A 17,139-nucleotide genomic window follows, 5' to 3' on the forward strand; every position below is an offset into this window, starting at 1 on the left:
CGATTAACACGGCGCACACATGCACGAAATATTTACTATGCTGCTGGCGGTTTTTGACCGCGCGGCATTAATGCTGATTTGTCTCTTTTTCCTCATTCGCCTGCGCCTGTTTCGTGAACTTCTGCATAAATCCGCGCACACCCCTAAAGAATTGCTGGCCGTTACCGCAATCTTCTCTCTCTTTGCCCTCTTTAGCACCTGGTCAGGCGTACCGGTCGAGGGATCGCTGGTCAACGTGCGTATTATCGCGGTCATGTCCGGCGGGATCCTGTTCGGCCCGTGGGTTGGGGCTATCGTCGGCGCGATCGCCGGCGTACATCGCTACCTGATTGATATTGATGGCGTCACCGCCGTCCCCTGCTTTATTACCAGCATTGTCGCCGGTCTGCTCTCTGGTTTTATTGGTCGTAAAGTGCCGAAAGCCCAGCGCTGGAAAGCGGGGATCCTCGCCGGGATGCTATGCGAAACCTTAACCATGATTCTCGTGATCGTGTGGGCGCCTTCATTCGCGCTGGGGATAGACATCGTGTCTAAGATTGGTATTCCGATGATCCTTGGCAGCGTATGTATCGGCTTTATCGTTTTGCTGGTGCAGAGCGTTGAGGGGGAAAAGGAAGCCAGCGCCGCCCGTCAGGCAAAACTGGCGCTCGACATCGCCAACAAAACTCTCCCGCTATTTCGCCACGTCAACAGCGAGTCCCTGCGTCAGGTATGCGACATTATCCGCCGCGATATCAGTGCCGATGCCGTCGCGATTACCAATACCCAGCACGTGATGGCCTACGTCGGCGTCGGGGAAATCAACTACCGCGATAACGATGACTTTATCAGCCCAACGACGCAACAGGCGATCCGCTATGGGAAAATCATTATTAAAAACAATGATGAAGCTCATCGCACGCCGGAAATACACTCTATGCTGGTCATTCCGCTGTGGGAAAAAGGCGTCGTCACCGGTACGCTAAAAATCTATTACTGCCACGCACACCGCATCACCTCCTCATTGCAGGAAATGGCGGTAGGCCTGTCGCAAATCATCTCTACGCAGCTGGAGGTTTCCCGCGCTGAACAGCTGCGTGAAATGGCCAATAAAGCCGAGCTGCGGGCGCTGCAAAGCAAAATCAATCCCCATTTCTTATTTAATGCGCTGAACGCCATTTCATCGTCGATTCGCATGAATCCGGACACCGCGCGTCAGTTAATTTTTAATTTGTCGCGCTATTTACGCTACAACATTGAATTAAAAGATGATGAACAGATAGATATCAAAAGGGAGCTGTATCAAATCAAGGATTACATCGCGATTGAACAGGCTCGCTTCGGCGACAAGCTGACGGTGATTTATGATATTGATGATGAAGTCAGCTTTATGATCCCCAGCCTGCTAATTCAGCCGCTGGTGGAGAATGCTATCGTCCACGGGATTCAGCCCTGCAAAGGAAAAGGCGTGGTGACCATTGGCATCAATGAGTGCGGGAATCGGGTACGAATTAGCGTTCGCGATACGGGGAACGGTATCGACCCTGCGGTGGTAGCGAGGGTAGAGGCTGACGAAATGCCGGGAAATAAAATCGGTTTACTCAATGTTCATCACCGGGTCAAGCTACTGTACGGGGAAGGACTGCATATCCGACGCCTGACGCCGGGGACCGAAATTGCCTTCTATGTGCCAACCCAACACGCGCCCCAGGTGGCTACGGAGTCGCTGCTGTCATGAGCGGAGATAAAATGAAGGTCATCATTGTGGAAGATGAGTTCCTCGCGCAGCAAGAGCTCACCTGGTTGATTAACACTCATAGCGAAATGGAGATTGTCGGTACCTTTGACGACGGTCTGGATGTGCTGAAGTTTTTACAGCACAACAAAGTCGACGCCATTTTTCTCGATATCAATATTCCATCTCTGGATGGCGTACTGCTGGCGCAAAACATCAGCCAGTTCGCGCATAAGCCCTTTATCGTTTTTATTACCGCGTGGAAAGAGCATGCGGTGGAAGCCTTTGAGCTGGAGGCGTTTGATTATATTCTCAAGCCCTACCAGGAATCGCGCATTATCAACATGCTGCAAAAGCTGACCGGCGCCTGGCAGCAACAGCAGCAGGTCAGCGCCGGTAGCGGGGCAGCGGCCAATCCAGCCAGGGAAAACGACACGATTAATCTGGTTAAAGATGAACGGATTATCGTTACCAGCATCCACGATATTTACTACGCGGAAGCGCATGAAAAGATGACGTTCGTTTATACCCGCAAGGAGTCCTTCGTGATGCCGATGAATATCACGGAGTTCTGCAACAAGCTACCGCCGGCGCACTTTTTTCGCTGTCACCGCTCGTACTGCGTCAACCTGAGCAAAATTCGCGAAATCGAACCCTGGTTCAACAACACCTATATTCTGCGGCTACGCGACCTTGAGTTTCAGGTACCGGTGAGCCGCAGCAAGGTGAAAGAGTTTCGCCAGCTCATGCATTTGTAGAGGATTTACCCGAATAATCATTTTATTCGGGTAAGAGACGGGGCTTACAGAATCTGCCCCAGAGTCTGACGCAGGTGAGCGCCGGAGCCCAGCAGTCCCGGATTGTCGTGGACAATCAGATAGACCGGAATATCCTGGACGAAGGCTTTAAATCGGCCTTTATCTTCAAAACCGCCGCGAAAGCCGGAGGCTTTGAAGAATTCAAGGAAGCGCGGCACGATACCGCCAGCAATATACACGCCGCCAAAGGTGCCGAGGGTCAGCGCCAGGTTACCGCCAAATCGGCCCATAATGACGCAAAACAGCGACAGCGCGCGGCGGCAATCGATGCAGGTATCGGCCAGCGCGCGTTCGGTCACATCTTTAGGCTGCAGATTTTCCGGTAGACGCCCGTCAGACTTCACGATCGCATGGTAAAGATTAACCAACCCCGGCCCAGATAAGACGCGTTCAGCGGAGACGTGCCCCAGCTCGCTGCGCAGCTCTTCGAGAATAATGCCTTCCTCTTCGCTATTGGGGGCGAAATCCACATGGCCGCCCTCACCCGGCAGGCTCACCCAGCGCTTATCAACGTGTACCAGATGAGCAACGCCCAGCCCGGTACCGGCGCCGTAGACGGCAATCGGCTTGCCTTCCACCGGTTCCGCGCCGCCAAACTGAATCAGATGTTCAGCTTTTAGCATGGGGATCGCCATCGATACCGCGGTAAAATCGTTAATGATTTCCAGATGCGAGAAACCCAGGTTCTTTTTCATCTCAGCGATAGAAAATGCCCAGGTGTGGTTGGTCATCGCCACCCAGTCGCCGGTAATCGGACAGGCGATGGCAATACAGCCGTCTTCGACCCGGACGTTATGCTCTTCCAGATAGACCTGAACAACGGCTTCAAGACTGGGATAATCGAGCCCGGAATAGGTCTTAGCACGGGAGATCTCCCCGCTTGCCAGATCGCATAACGCCAGACGAGCATTCGTTCCGCCAACGTCCCCTACTAAAGCAAATTTTGTCATTCCGTTACGGCTCCGCTAAAGTCAAAATGATTCTTTGGCACACTCTAAATTCATGACGTCCTAACAACAACGACCAACGCATAAGCGCCCTTTGTTTAGCGACCTACGTCACAGTTAGGCTGTAATTTATGAAATTATTGTGCGGCCGATCGTCAGGCCAGCTCTTTACTTTATCGTTTCAGCACCATTTGCGCCAACGACCTTAACGCGCCCGGGCAAAGTAGTGCGTCGAAACCTTCAGAAGGATATTTTCATGCTGCACCCGCGCGCCAGAACGATGCTGTTATTATCGATACCCGCAATCGTGATTGGTATTGCTGCCAGCCTGGTCTTGATTGTGGCGATGAAAACGGCAGCCATGCTGCAGAATATTCTCTGGAGTAGCCTGCCTGGATTGCTGGGCATGAACGCCAGCGGCCCTTTCTGGACGATAGCTATCCTCACCGGCACCGGCATCGCCGTAGGTCTGGTCGTGCGTTTTAGTCCTGGTCACGCCGGACCCGATCCGGCCACCGAGTCACTCATTGGCGCACCGGTGAGTCCCGGCGCTCTGCCCGGCCTGCTCGCTGCGCTGATCGTCGGCCTGGCGGGCGGCGTTAGCCTCGGGCCGGAGCATCCTATCATGGTGATTAATATCGCCCTCACGGTGGCGCTTGGCTCCCGCCTTTTCCCGCGAGTCAGCGCGCTGGACTGGACGATCCTGGCGTCCTCCGGCACTATCGGGGCGCTATTTGGCACGCCTGTTGCCGCGGCGCTGATCTTTTCGCAAACGCTGAACAGCAGTAACGATGTCCCGCTTTGGGACCGACTCTTCGCCCCCTTACTTGCCGCGGCGGCGGGCTCTCTGACCACCGGGCTGTTTTTCCACCCCAACTTTTCGTTACCTATTGCGCACTACGAGCGGTGGCAGCTTGTCGATATCTTTAGCGGGGCTATCGTGACGCTGATTGCTATTGCCGTCGGCATGGTTGGCGTTTGGTGCTTACCGCGCCTGCACGCGCTGATGCAGCGGCTGAAAAATCCGATCTTAACCCTCGGTATTGGCGGATTTTTATTGGGGATCCTGGGCGTCGTCGGCGGGCATATCACGCTGTTTAAAGGCCTGGATGAAATGCAGCAATTAGCCTTCAGCCAGACGTTAACCGCCAGCGATTACATGCTTATTGCTTTGGTGAAGCTGGCGGCGCTGGTGCTGGCGGCCGCCTGTGGTTTTCGCGGCGGTCGAATTTTTCCGGCGGTGTTCGTCGGCGTCGCGCTAGGCCTGATGCTTCACGCACACGTGGATGCCGTGCCGGCAGCCATCACCGTTTCCTGCGCCATCCTCGGACTGACGCTGGTAGTGACGCGTGATGGCTGGTTGAGCCTGTTTATGGCAGCGGTCGTGGTGCCCGATTCCACGCTGCTTCCGCTGCTGTGTATCGTCATGCTTCCGGCCTGGCTGCTGCTGGCCGGTAAACCCTTGATGATTGCCAGGAAGCGTGGAGATTAAACCCGGCTGTTTCTCTCTTCCAGCGCCTGAGTGACCGTGCGCAGAAAGTCGGGAATATCCATTTTTGGCAGCATCACCTCCACCAGCGTCAGCCTGTCTGAGGCGACGCTGCTATTCATCGCTTCCTGCAGTTCGTGGGTGCGCGTCACTCGCCAGCATCGGGAAGGGACATCGGGCGCAAAAGCGTCAGGCAGGCGATTCCAGTCCCAGAGCGCAATATCGTTATAGCGCTGCTCGGGGCCGTGAATTGCGCGCTCGACCGTATAGCCTTCGTTATTGAGCAACAGGATCAGCGGGCGCTGCTTGTCTCTGAGCATCGACCCCAGCTCCTGAATAGTTAACTGCGCAGCGCCATCGCCAACAATCAGCACCACCCTTCTGTCAGCTGCCGCGATTTGCGCCCCGTAGGCTGCCGGAAGGGTAAAGCCTATCGATCCCCATAGCGGCTGGACAATCAGCGTTGCGTCAGGGGGCAGCTTAAGCGCGGCGGCGCCAAAAGCGGCCGTCCCCTGATCGGCAAGGATAATATCTCCCGGGCGCAGCTGTTTCTGCACCGTACTCCAGAAGTTTTTCTGCGTCAGGCTCCCCTCTGGCGCGCCGCTGACGCCCGGCGCCTGAACATTTGGCGCATGCCATTCTGCCGCCAGGCTGGCAGAGAGTTCGATTAAGACATCCAGCGCCTTTTCCATCGGTACCCGGCTAAACCAGCGATCGCCAACCCGCACGGCGAAGGGCTGGACTTCTATCGTTTTTTCCTGCGGAAGGTGTTGGGTGAAACCGGCGGTAATGGTATCGGTAAAACGCGTGCCGACGCAGATAATGGTATCCGCGCTTTCAATGGCATCGCGGGTATCCTCTGTGCTGGCTATCCCGCTGTAAGTCCCGACGAACCCAGGCTGCTGCTCATCAAAAAGCCCTTTGCCCATCAGCATCGTGGCGTAAGCAACCGGCACCTTCGCCACCCACTCTCGCAGAGCGTTTTGTAGCCCATAGCGCTGGGCGAGAAAATCCGCCAGCAGCGATACGCGACGGCTGCTTCTGAGCATCCGCTCGGCGTGCTCGCGGAACCCCGCCAGCTGGTTCTCGTCGGCGGGCAGCGTGTGAATAAGCAAGCGGTGAGCTGGCGGGGTGGCCTTTGCTTTGGCCACATCGGCCGGCAGCATGAGATAACCGGGGCGATGCTGGGTCAGCATTTCACTCAGTACCCGGTCTATTTCATGGCAGGCATTTCCCGCCGCCAGCACCGCCTGAGAGCAGGTAATATGTTCACTCATACGCGAAAAGTGGCTGAAATCACCGTCGCCAAGCGTATGGTGCAGCAGCTCGCCGCGCTGCTGTGCGCCGGTACAGGGAGCGCCGACGATATGCAGGACCGGTACATGCTCAGCGTAGCTCCCGGCAACGCCGTTGAGCGCGCTCAGTTCACCGACGCCATAGGTGGTCAACAGCGCGCCCGCGCCCTTAATGCGCGCATAGCCATCGGCGGCATAGGCGGCGTTTAGCTCGCTAGCACAACCTACCCACCCTAAGCTCTGCTGCGCGATAACGCTGTCGAGAAACTGTAAATTGTAATCACCCGGTACGCCAAACAAGCGGTCTATGCCGCAATCTACGAGACGATCCAGCAGATAATCGCCAATGGTATAAGTCGGTTGCATATCCTTACTCTCCTCTCGTGCAGGTAAGTTGAGTATTGAATAAGCAGGTGCGCTGTCCAGATTGCGCTCAACAATGGCGGTGGAAAGCAAAATTTACGCCTTCAGGGTGTGTACTCCGCGGCAAACATTCTTTAGTGTAAACGTATACACAACCCTGTTTTATCTGCGGAGGAAGTATGGTTTACCAGGCAAACGCCACGCGATATCAAACGATGGAGTACCGCCGCTGCGGTCATAGCGGACTAAAGCTACCGGCGATTTCTCTTGGGCTTTGGCACAATTTTGGCGACGAAACGCGGGTGGAAACCAGCCGCCAGCTTCTGCGTCACGCATTCGATCTCGGCATGACTCATTTTGATTTAGCCAACAACTATGGGCCACCGCCGGGTTCGGCGGAGAGTCATTTTGGCCGCATCCTGAAAGAGGATTTTTTGCCCTATCGCGATGAACTGATTATCTCCAGTAAAGCCGGTTACACCATGTGGGACGGCCCCTATGGCGACTGGGGATCGCGCAAGTACCTGATTGCCAGCCTCGACCAGAGCCTTAAGCGAATGGGTCTCGACTATGTCGACATCTTCTACCATCACCGCCCCGATCCCGAAACGCCGCTACGGGAAACCATGGGCGCGCTGGACCACATCGTCCGCCAGGGGAAAGCGCTCTACGTCGGATTATCGAATTATCCGCTCGAACAGGCCCGGGAAGCCGTCAATATCCTTAACGATCTCGGCACGCCGTGTCTGATTCATCAGCCCAAATATTCGATGTTTGAACGCTGGGTCGAGGAGGGGTTACTCGATTTCCTGCAGAGCGCGGGGGTGGGAAGTATAGCGTTTTCACCGCTTGCGGGCGGCCAGCTCACCAACCGTTACCTGCACGGTATCCCGGCGGACTCCCGCGCCGCCAGCGGCAGCCGGTTCCTGCAACCGGAGCAGCTTACTGAAAGCAAGCTGGAAAAGATTAGTCAGTTGAATACGCTGGCCGAATCCCGCGGGCAAAAGCTCTCACAGATGGCGCTGGCCTGGGTACTGCGCGATGAGAAAGTGACGTCGGTACTGATTGGCGCCAGTAAAACTTCGCAGCTCGACGATGCGGTTGGCATGCTGGAAAACCGCCATTTCAGCGCCGAAGAACGGGCCACCATTGACGCGATCCTTGCGGTGTAAATTCATTGTTACTTTAGCAAAAAGTGCTCTCACTTGCGATTTAGGAGTTCCTCCGATGCGGCGGGGCTTTACCGCCCCGTAATATCAGGTTAACAGGCCGACAACGGCCCCGATCGTGAAGGAGAAGAGTATGTTCAGGTCACTGATTTTGGCTGCAGTGCTTCTGGCTTCAGCGCCATTGGTCGCTAACGCTGGTGAAATCACCCTGTTGCCATCAATAAAATTACAAATTGGCGATCGCGACAATTACGGTAACTACTGGGACGGTGGCGGCTGGCGCGACCGTGATTACTGGCGTCGACACTATGAGTGGCGCGATAACCGCTGGCGCCGTCACGACAACGGCTGGCATCGCGGCTGGGATAAAGGTAAAGCCTACGAACGCGGCTATCGTGAAGGCTGGAAAGATCGCGATGACCGACGCGGCGGCTGGGGGCGTGGGCCAGGCGGCGGACGCGGACATGGCCACGGCCATCATTAATCGCAAAAGGGAGCCATTCGGCTCCCTTTTTCATCGTCACGCTTAACTGAATATCGTTCCAATAATCAGCCAGCCGTTAAGCAGCACAACGACCGCAACTATCCCCCACCCCAGCAGTTTTACCCACCGGGAATTGACCAGGTCGCCCATTAATCGGGAATCGCTGGTGAATATCAGCAGCGGCACCAGCGCGAGGGCGATACCAAAGCTCAGCAATACCTGGCTCATCACCAGAATACGCGTGGGATCCAGCCCCATTAAAATGACAATAAACGACGGCAGCATGGTGATCGCCCGGCGAAACCACAGCGGGATATGGAAGCGGATAAAGCCCTGCATTACCACCTGCCCTGCCAGGGTTCCCACAACCGTGGAGGATAAACCCGCCGCTATCAGGCTCAGACCAAAGATGGTAGCTGCCGCGTGGCTCAGTAAGGGCTCCAGCGTCAGATAGGCCTGATCGAGGTCGGCAATCCCGGTGTGGCCGTTAAAGTGGAAGGCGGCGGCGGCGGTCGCCATCATGGCCAGGTTAACAAAACCCGCGATGGTCATGGCGATGGCGACATCCCAGCGCGTGGCGTTATAGCGCTCTTTGCGCGTCCCCCCGTGCAGGTGCTGAGTGAGCGATGAGTGTAAGTAGATAACATGCGGCATGATGGTCGCCCCCAATACCCCGGCGGCAAGAAACACCGCTTCGCTGGTCGGCAGTGAAGGAACGATCATCCCTTTCGCCAGCGGTGCCAGCGCGGGCTGGGAGAAGATAAGCTCAACGACATACGCTGCGGCGACAAACAACAGCAGCCCGCCTATCACTTTTTCCAGCGGCTTTTGACCGCGACGCTGCAGCATCAGAATCAGGAACGTCGCAATTCCGGTCAATACAGCGCCCTGAAGCAATGACACGCCGAGCACCAGCTTAAATCCGATAGCCGCGCCAATAAACTCGGCAAGATCGGTCGCCATAGCGATAATTTCGGCCTGCACCCAGTAGAACCACACCACAGGACGCGGGTAGTGGTCGCGAATTTGCTCCGCCAGATTTTTACCGGTGGCGATGCCCAGCTTCGCCGACATCACCTGAATCAGCATCGCCATCAGGTTAGCCCATACCACCACCCACAGCAGCTGGTAGCCAAAGCTGGCGCCGGCCTGAATGTTGGTGGCGAAGTTACCCGGATCGATATAGCCAATGGCAGCAATGAACGCCGGCCCCATCAGGGCGAGCTTAATCTTGCGCGCTGCGCGACCGCTGCTATTCTCAACGCGACTGTTGGTCATTTTCTGCCTCTGGAAATATAGCCTTTGCTATGTTTTATGCTATCAAAATGCGAATGATTATCAAGTTCATTTGGAGCGATGATAATGATTGCTGTGATAGGAGAGAACGATAGCGGGTTGGCAACGGAAAACCGGGGAACTGATAAACGCTTTTAATTAATCACCAGAATAGTACAACCGAGCAACTTTTAAAACCTTTACGTAACATAACAAAAATGCATGGTTGATCACTATTTTTGCCATTAGTCACATATCCTTGCAATAGTGTGTGCTGACTCTCGTTTTCTTTGCGCTTGTTACATAGAATGTGCACAGAAATTTAACCTGCCTCATATTTGGAGCAAATATGGACCGCGTCCTGCACTTTATTCTCGCGATCGTAGTGGTGGCCATTCTGGCCCTGTTGGTCAGCCACAACCGTAAGCAGATTCGTATTCGTTATGTCATTCAGCTGCTTGTCATTGAAGTGCTGCTGGCCTGGTTCTTCCTGAACTCTGACATTGGTCTGGGTTTTGTGAAGGGCTTCTCCGAGATGTTTGAAAAACTTCTCGGTTTCGCCAACGAAGGGACAAACTTCGTCTTCGGCAACATGAACGACAAAGGCCTGGCGTTCTTCTTCCTGAAGGTTTTGTGCCCGATCGTCTTTATTTCTGCGCTGATTGGTATTTTGCAGCATATTCGTATTCTGCCTATCGTCATTCGCGCGATTGGTACCGTGCTGTCCAAAATCAACGGCATGGGCAAGCTGGAATCCTTTAACGCTGTCAGCTCGCTGATTCTGGGCCAGTCCGAAAACTTCATCGCCTATAAAGATATTCTTGGCAAGATGTCCCGCAACCGCATGTACACCATGGCGGCGACCGCGATGTCTACGGTATCCATGTCTATCGTGGGCGCGTACATGACCATGCTGCAGCCGAAATATGTAGTTGCGGCGCTGGTACTGAACATGTTCAGCACCTTTATCGTGCTGTCGCTGATTAACCCGTATCGCGTTGACGAAAGCGAAGAAAATCTGCAGATGTCTAACCTGCATGAAGGACAGAGCTTCTTCGAGATGCTGGGTGAATACATCCTGGCAGGCTTTAAAGTGGCGATTATCGTGGCCGCCATGCTGATTGGTTTTATCGCGCTGATTTCCGCGCTGAACGCCCTGTTCGCCACCGTCACCGGCTGGTTCGGCTATAGCATCTCCTTCCAGGGGATCCTCGGCTATATCTTCTATCCGGTTGCGTGGGTGATGGGCGTACCGGCAGGTGAAGCGCTGCAGGTAGGAAGTATTATGGCCACCAAGCTGGTTTCTAACGAATTCGTCGCCATGATGGATCTGCAGAAAGTTGCCGCCACGCTCTCTCCGCGTGCGGAAGGCATCATCTCTATCTTCCTGGTCTCCTTCGCCAACTTCTCTTCTATCGGTATCATCGCCGGCGCGATTAAGGGCCTGAACGAAGAGCAAGGTAACGTGGTTTCCCGCTTCGGCCTGAAGCTGGTGTACGGTTCTACGCTGGTGAGCGTGCTCTCTGCGTCTATCGCCGCGCTGGTACTGTAATTCGTCAGCGGTATCGCGAAAGCCGGGCAAGTCCCGGCTTTTTCATGCCCGCAGTTCGCTCAACGGCAGCGGCTTACCCACCAGATATCCCTGGAGATAATCGACGCCTAACTCGAGAAGCTTTTCCCGCTGCTCCGGCGTTTCAACGTATTCCGCCACCACTTTCATCTTCTTAACCTTAGCCATTTCAATAATGGATTTGACCATAATGGCGTCCAGCGGATCGGTCTCGATATCACGCACGAAGCAGCCGTCAATTTTCAGGATATCGGCCCGCAGGCTTTTCAGACGCTCGTAGTTAGCGTAGCCGGTACCAAAGTCATCAATCGCTATACCGCAACCGAAATCTCGCAGCAGCTGGATGTTATGCATGCTGGTCTCGACATCGGAAAACGCCTGCTCTTCGGTAACTTCAATCGTTATCGCCTCCGCCGACAGGTTATAGCGTTTAAACAGCGCGATGATTTGCGTCGCGCTATCCTTTTGCATCAGCGTATAGGGCAGAAGGTTGACGGAGAAATGCTGACCCTGATGGTGATTGAGCGAACTAAACAGCGTTTCCAGCACCTGCATATCAAAACGCTGGCTCAGGTTAAACTGCGCAATCAGCGGGATAAACCGATCGGGCGTAATGATGGTATTACCGCAGCGCATACGACTCAGTATCTCGTAATACCCCTCTCCGGAGGCGTCACGGATAGGCTGGGCGTACAGCACCAGCCCACGTTCGTTAAGCGCCTGCTTAATCTTCGCCAGCAGCCGTACCTGTTCGCTCGTTTGATCGGAAATCTGCTCTTGCGCCGCGTCCAGCGGTAATACGCGCCGCGCAGCGCCGGCCTGCTCCGATAACCAGCTAAGCTGACCAAGCATCGGGTGAAGCTCAGATTCTATGCCGCGGTAGCCGCCCCACGATGCGCCAAATTCCAGATCCAACGCCTGGTTATTCCAGCTAAACTTTTTATGGTTAAGCGTGGAAACAATATGACTTAACCGCGCCTCTGGCTCCGGCCCCTTCAGTACCAGCAGTAGCTCGCTGCCGGGAAGCTGAAATATTCGCTCGCCGGGAGCTAATAGCGGCTGTAGCTTCCGGGCTATCTGCCGTTTGCTCTCCACTCTCATCATCATGCCATAATGGCGGCTCAGGAAGTCCAGATTCTGAATGCGCAGGCTGCTGATGGCCACAGCAGGATTCCGCTGCAGGTGACTCTCCAGCGCGCGCAGATTCGGTAAACCGGTTAGCGGATCTTCTTCCGCCTGATCCCGCCATCTGAACTTCATTCTTTCACTGCGAGCGTAGATATCCGCCATATAAAACAGGCAGATAGTGAAACAAATGAGTACCGAAAGGACAAACGACAGTGAATATTCAGTTTGTACGCCGTGTAAAAAATTCTGGTTATACGCCACGAGTAAAAAGGCTGAAACGGACCATGAAATGCGAATCAGCGTATGCCCCAGGCGGCTAATACCAATGAAGTATAAAATGAAAATAAGCGGGACTAAATAACCGGCAATAAAAACAGAATCATAAGGCGTACACAGCACCAGTAATATTGCCGCCAGGGCCACAAACCAATACAACGTAAATACCCGCTGCTCGCCCGCCCGCCATGAGTGGCAAAGATTGCGCCAGAATGCTCGTGCATAACGTGGACTGATAATCATCCGCAACGGATAATAAAAAAATGTCGTGAAAATTAATGCGGCGCTAATCAGGCTTTGTATATCAATAATGGTGTAAATAACCGACATACTGCCGAAATAGCTGGATATTGCCAACGGAAAAGCAAAAAAACGCCCCGCCAGATACATGGTGACCTTCAAAAGGAGCGGTGAAAAAAAACCGCCCCAAAAAATCCTCGCGCCCATATGTTTTGCCGTCAGCCCAGCGCGCCAGCGCCTTCCAAGCTGAAAGCGAACAATCGCGCAGGACAGGAAAACCGAGAAGAGCTGGCAAAATAGCAGGATCAGCGCCTGGGTTAGCGTCAGATCGATTATCCAGGCATTAGTGATCGCAAACGCGATAATCAATGGCGCAACGGCGTAGCGGCCAAAAATAAAAAGTACGGAATACATTAAGCTCAGCGGTAGCCATGCCAGATAAATTTGATTTCCGTCAATAATGGTTTGTGGGGAAATAAATCGGGACAGCGGAATTGCGATAAAGCAGACCAGGAGCGCCAGCAGAGTTTTTTTGATCTTAATGTTAAGATGATCAATCATTATTGTTAATTAAAACTCCGGCTGCAACAAATATATTCAGGAAACAGATATTATGTTGCTTAATAAAGGCAGGCAAGATTTTAAATAGTGAAAAAATCTGAAATTACTTAACGCAGAGGTTTGCTGACTTATTCAGAGAATGCTTTACATTTCCTCCGCCAGACAAACAAAAAACCCCCGCCGTAGCGAGGGTTCCGAATTTGGTGGAGCTAAGCGGGATCGAACCGCTGACCTCTTGCATGCCATGCAAGCGCTCTCCCAGCTGAGCTATAGCCCCACAGGACCTCTTTACGAACCAAACCTGATGGGTGCAGGTGTTGGTGGAGCTAAGCGGGATCGAACCGCTGACCTCTTGCATGCCATGCAAGCGCTCTCCCAGCTGAGCTATAGCCCCGTAACGTAAAGCGTGTCGTGTTGACGGGCGGCATAATATGAATTCCTTCGCCAGGTGTCAACGGCAAAATCAATCCCGGCTATTTGATCGCTGAAAAAGCAGGCAAACGGCTGACATTGCGAGCCTTATCGCAGCCAGAAGTTAAACATGTCACTCTTTCCTTTAAAAGGATGCTATAACATGTGCAACTAATTCCCACATATTTACTCAGGAAATAGTATGCTCAAGGAACGAATGACACCTGAAGAAATAGCGCATCTGACTGGCTTCAGTCGGCAAACGATTAACAAATGGGTACGTAAAGAGGGATGGCAAACGTCCCCGCGCCCCGGCGTACAGGGTGGCAAAGCGCGCCTCGTACATGTTAATGAGCAGGTTCGCGAGTTTATTCGCAGCGCGCAGCGCGTGGCCGAAAACCCTGTCCCCTATTCCGCAACGGATAACGATCTCGAATCTCTGCTGCTTACCCTGTGTAAAGAGATGACGCCGGGAGAACAAAAGCTGCTGATGTCGCTGCTGCTGCGTGAAGGAATCACCGGGTTACTCAACCGACTCGGCATTCGCGATCGGTGAAAGCATGATGAAACTTAAAGATAAAATGACCCCAGCGGAGCTCGCCGATTGCCTTAACCTCGCCCGGCAAACCATAAACCGCTGGGCCAGAGAACAAAAATGGCGGACGGAACCGATCCCCGGAGTCAAAGGCGGACGCGCTCGCCTTATCGTCATCGACAGGTCGGTGATCGATTTCCTGGCAAATATCCCGGCGCTGCGGCATCTGACCATGGATAACCAGCTGGCGGAACCGCCCGTCAAATACTTTGTGAACGATGCGGACACAATCTGGCGCCAGATTGTCGAGACCATGCACCTGATGACCCCAACTGAGCAGCTGCACCTGCGGGATTTTCTTGCGCGCGAGGGGATCAGCGGGTTTCTGTCCCGGCTTGGCATTACTGATGCGAAGTAACGGGCAAAAAAAAACGGCGGGGTTCGCTATCCCCGCCGTTTAACAATCGCTGTATCAGGATCAGGATTGCTGGCTTTCGCGCTCAGCAATAAAGGCCAGCGCCTTGTTGATACGTTCTACGCTACGTGATTTACCGATCGCATGGACGGTCACATCAAGCGCCGGAGACTGACCCGCACCGGTCACCGCGACGCGCAGCGGCATTCCCACTTTTCCCATCCCCACTTCCAGCTCATCGGCCGTCGCCTGAATCGCATGATGGACGTTTTCCGCCGTCCAGTCGCTGATGGCGGCTAATTTGTCGCGCACCACTTCCAGCGGCTGACGAGCAACAGGACGCAGATGTTTTTTCGCCGCATCGGCATCAAACTCGGCAAAATCTTCATAGAAATAGCGGCAGCTCGCCGCCATCTCTTTAAGGGTTTTGCAGCGCTCGCCCAGCAGCTTCACCAGCTCAGCCAGCTGCGGGCCGTTACGGGTGTCGATATTTTCCTGCTCAATGTGCCACTGTAAATGCGTTGCCACGTACTCCGGGGCCAGCGAGTTGATATAGTGGTGGTTCAGCCACTGCAGCTTTTCCGTATTGAACGCGCTCGCCGATTTGCTCACCGCCCCCAGGCTGAACAGTTTAATCATCTCTTCGCGAGAGAAAATCTCCTGGTCGCCGCTGGACCATCCCAGACGCACCAGATAGTTCAGCAGCGCTTCCGGCAGGTAGCCGTCGTCGCGATACTGCATAACGCTGACCGCACCGTGGCGCTTGGACAGTTTCTTACCGTCGTCGCCGTTAATCATCGAGACGTGGGCGTAAACCGGCACCGGCGCATTCAGCGCTTTCAGGATGTTAATCTGGCGCGGGGTATTGTTGATATGGTCTTCGCCGCGAATAACGTGGGTGATTTCCATATCCCAGTCGTCAACCACGACGCAGAAGTTGTAGGTTGGAGAACCATCGGTACGGCGGATAATCAGATCGTCCAGCTCCTGGTTGCTGAATTCGATCGGACCGCGGATCTGGTCATCAAAAACAACGGAACCCTCTTCCGGGTTGGCGAAACGGACGACGCAAGGTTCGTCATCAGCATGATGTTCGTGGCCATGGCGGCAGCGACCGTCGTAGCGGGGCTTCTCGCCTTTTGCCATTTGCTCTTCACGCAGCGCTTCCAGACGCTCTTTAGAGCAATAGCATTTATAGGCCGTGCCCGCTGCCAGCATTTCATCAATAACGGCGTTGTAGCGATCAAAACGCTTGGTCTGGAAGTACGGACCCTCGTCCCATTCCAGGCTCAGCCAGTTCATTCCATCCATAATGGCTTCAATGGCCTCCGGCGTGGAGCGCTCAAGATCGGTATCTTCAATACGCAGCACAAACTCACCGCCGTGGTTACGTGCAAAAAGCCAGGAATAGAGAGCAGTACGCGCGCCGCCAACGTGCAGATAGCCTGTCGGGCTGGGCGCGAAGCGAGTTTTGATTTTCATGAAGTGGCCTTACGTTTGATAAAGGTGCCGACACGCGGCAGTGTTCGTTGGATTTTATGGAGGAATATTCTAACACCGTGGGCTGATTCCTCAATGTTGTTACCGTTTCAACGTCACGCTTTCCCCTTTTTGTTTATAAATCATGCGCCACGGATGACATTGCGATCGTTTTGTTTAATTTTACGACGAACAAACAAATTATTTAGAAAAGGCGTTGACTCATTTTCAACTCTCCCTATAATGCGACTCCACACAGCGGGGGTGATTAGCTCAGCTGGGAGAGCACCTCCCTTACAAGGAGGGGGTCGGCGGTTCGAACCCGTCATCACCCACCAACTACTTTACGTAGTCTCCGCCGTGTAGCAAGAAATTGAGAAGTGGGTGATTAGCTCAGCTGGGAGAGCACCTCCCTTACAAGGAGGGGGTCGGCGGTTCGATCCCGTCATCACCCACCACTTTCTCGCCAGCTGGATTTCTTGCCGTAAAATGAAGTACCGAAGTGGGTGATTAGCTCAGCTGGGAGAGCACCTCCCTTACAAGGAGGGGGTCGGCGGTTCGATCCCGTCATCACCCACCACTTCGGGTCGTTAGCTCAGTTGGTAGAGCAGTTGACTTTTAATCAATTGGTCGCAGGTTCGAATCCTGCACGACCCACCAATGTAAAAAAGCGCCCTAAAGGCGCTTTTTTGCTATCTGCGATATATAAGATTCGAACCTGCCGCAGGTTCGAGTCGACAAAATTGTCGGGAACAATTTTGCACAACGCGTAGCGTTGCCCGAAGGGCGAGTCTCAGGATGAGACGAGTAGCGAAGAGAGACAACGGAGCCGCCTGCGGCGACGGCCCGGAGGGCGAGCGAAACGAGTCATCCTGCACGACCCGCCAATGTAAAAATGGCGCTGGCGGCGCTTTTTTGCTATCTGCGCTTACAAAGCCGGCACAGGCCTTCATCTTGCTATCCGCCACTG

The 17,139-nt window shown here is 54.0% G+C and carries 13 protein-coding genes and 6 tRNA genes; 12 read left to right on the forward strand and 7 right to left on the reverse strand.

Annotation, left to right across the window (positions count from 1 at the left end):
- The first annotated feature begins 37 nt into the window (after positions 1 to 37).
- Together BJF97_RS20895 and BJF97_RS20900 are read left to right on the forward strand one after the other, a co-directional pair.
- Positions 38 to 1,717 (forward strand): sensor histidine kinase, encoded by a 1,680-nt coding sequence (locus BJF97_RS20895; protein WP_161506375.1) that lies wholly within the window; start codon positions 38 to 40, stop codon positions 1,715 to 1,717.
- Positions 1,718 to 1,728: 11 nt separating this feature from the next.
- Positions 1,729 to 2,472, forward strand: a complete 744-nt coding sequence (locus tag BJF97_RS20900; protein ID WP_032694853.1) for a LytR/AlgR family response regulator transcription factor — start codon at positions 1,729 to 1,731, stop codon at positions 2,470 to 2,472.
- A gap of 44 nt (positions 2,473 to 2,516) precedes the next feature.
- Here the strand turns inward: BJF97_RS20900 and glk are convergent, their stop codons facing one another.
- Positions 2,517 to 3,482, reverse strand: a complete 966-nt coding sequence (gene glk / locus BJF97_RS20905; protein WP_014839151.1) for a glucokinase — start codon at positions 3,480 to 3,482, stop codon at positions 2,517 to 2,519.
- Positions 3,483 to 3,735: 253 nt separating this feature from the next.
- Between glk and BJF97_RS20910 the strand changes: the two genes are divergently transcribed.
- Positions 3,736 to 4,971 carry an ion channel protein gene (locus BJF97_RS20910; RefSeq protein ID WP_014230299.1) on the forward strand — a complete coding sequence of 412 codons (1,236 nt, stop codon included), beginning with the start codon at positions 3,736 to 3,738 and terminating at the stop codon, positions 4,969 to 4,971.
- Here BJF97_RS20910 and BJF97_RS20915 read toward each other — a convergent pair.
- Entirely contained in the window at positions 4,968 to 6,629 is a 1,662-nt protein-coding gene (locus tag BJF97_RS20915) for an alpha-keto acid decarboxylase family protein (RefSeq protein WP_032694848.1), read from the reverse strand. The genes BJF97_RS20910 and BJF97_RS20915 overlap by 4 nt on opposite strands.
- 176 nt (positions 6,630 to 6,805) lie before the next feature.
- Here BJF97_RS20915 and mgrA point away from each other — a divergent pair, with 176 nt between their 5' ends.
- Entirely contained in the window at positions 6,806 to 7,798 is a 993-nt protein-coding gene (gene mgrA, locus BJF97_RS20920; protein ID WP_014230301.1) for an L-glyceraldehyde 3-phosphate reductase, read from the forward strand.
- Between the two features lie 130 nt (positions 7,799 to 7,928).
- A complete protein-coding gene (locus BJF97_RS20925) occupies positions 7,929 to 8,279 on the forward strand; it encodes a DUF2502 domain-containing protein (protein ID WP_014230302.1) in 351 nt (116 codons plus the stop codon).
- 42 nt (positions 8,280 to 8,321) lie between these two features.
- On the opposite strand, the gene BJF97_RS20930 is transcribed toward BJF97_RS20925, so the two are convergent.
- Positions 8,322 to 9,557: an Nramp family divalent metal transporter gene (locus tag BJF97_RS20930; RefSeq protein WP_025106644.1), complete on the reverse strand. Its 1,236-nt coding sequence runs from the start codon at positions 9,555 to 9,557 to the stop codon at positions 8,322 to 8,324.
- A 346-nt stretch (positions 9,558 to 9,903) separates the two neighbouring features.
- Between BJF97_RS20930 and BJF97_RS20935 the strand changes: the two genes are divergently transcribed.
- Positions 9,904 to 11,106: a NupC/NupG family nucleoside CNT transporter gene (locus tag BJF97_RS20935; protein WP_004104312.1), complete on the forward strand. Its 1,203-nt coding sequence runs from the start codon at positions 9,904 to 9,906 to the stop codon at positions 11,104 to 11,106.
- Positions 11,107 to 11,148: 42 nt separating this feature from the next.
- On the opposite strand, the gene BJF97_RS20940 is transcribed toward BJF97_RS20935, so the two are convergent.
- The 3 genes from BJF97_RS20940 to BJF97_RS20950 all read right to left on the reverse strand — a co-directional run bounded on the left by BJF97_RS20940 (position 11,149) and on the right by BJF97_RS20950 (position 13,723).
- A complete protein-coding gene (locus BJF97_RS20940; RefSeq protein WP_032694849.1) occupies positions 11,149 to 13,329 on the reverse strand; it encodes an EAL domain-containing protein in 2,181 nt (726 codons plus the stop codon).
- Between the two features lie 201 nt (positions 13,330 to 13,530).
- Positions 13,531 to 13,606: transfer RNA gene (locus tag BJF97_RS20945), tRNA-Ala, on the reverse strand.
- 41 nt (positions 13,607 to 13,647) lie between these two features.
- Positions 13,648 to 13,723: transfer RNA gene (locus BJF97_RS20950), tRNA-Ala, on the reverse strand.
- Between the two features lie 219 nt (positions 13,724 to 13,942).
- Here BJF97_RS20950 and BJF97_RS20955 point away from each other — a divergent pair.
- Together BJF97_RS20955 and BJF97_RS20960 are read left to right on the forward strand one after the other, a co-directional pair.
- A complete protein-coding gene (locus BJF97_RS20955; protein ID WP_004852968.1) occupies positions 13,943 to 14,296 on the forward strand; it encodes a YfeC-like transcriptional regulator in 354 nt (117 codons plus the stop codon).
- 4 nt (positions 14,297 to 14,300) lie between these two features.
- Positions 14,301 to 14,693, forward strand: a complete 393-nt coding sequence (locus BJF97_RS20960; protein WP_032694850.1) for a YfeC-like transcriptional regulator — start codon at positions 14,301 to 14,303, stop codon at positions 14,691 to 14,693.
- A gap of 60 nt (positions 14,694 to 14,753) precedes the next feature.
- On the opposite strand, the gene gltX is transcribed toward BJF97_RS20960, so the two are convergent.
- Positions 14,754 to 16,172, reverse strand: a complete 1,419-nt coding sequence (gltX, locus tag BJF97_RS20965; protein ID WP_014230306.1) for a glutamate--tRNA ligase — start codon at positions 16,170 to 16,172, stop codon at positions 14,754 to 14,756.
- Positions 16,173 to 16,431: 259 nt separating this feature from the next.
- Here gltX and BJF97_RS20970 point away from each other — a divergent pair.
- The 4 genes from BJF97_RS20970 (at position 16,432) to BJF97_RS20985 (ending at position 16,829) form a co-directional block, all read left to right on the forward strand.
- Positions 16,432 to 16,507, forward strand: a tRNA-Val gene (locus BJF97_RS20970).
- Positions 16,508 to 16,551: 44 nt separating this feature from the next.
- Positions 16,552 to 16,627, forward strand: a tRNA-Val gene (locus BJF97_RS20975).
- Between the two features lie 46 nt (positions 16,628 to 16,673).
- Positions 16,674 to 16,749 (forward strand) — tRNA-Val (locus BJF97_RS20980).
- A gap of 4 nt (positions 16,750 to 16,753) precedes the next feature.
- A tRNA-Lys gene (locus BJF97_RS20985) sits at positions 16,754 to 16,829 on the forward strand.
- Positions 16,830 to 17,139: the final 310 nt, after the last annotated feature.

Origin of the sequence: Klebsiella sp. LTGPAF-6F (assembly GCF_001753185.1) — a bacterium.
In the GTDB taxonomy this organism is placed as follows: Bacteria; Pseudomonadota; Gammaproteobacteria; order Enterobacterales; family Enterobacteriaceae; genus Klebsiella; species Klebsiella michiganensis.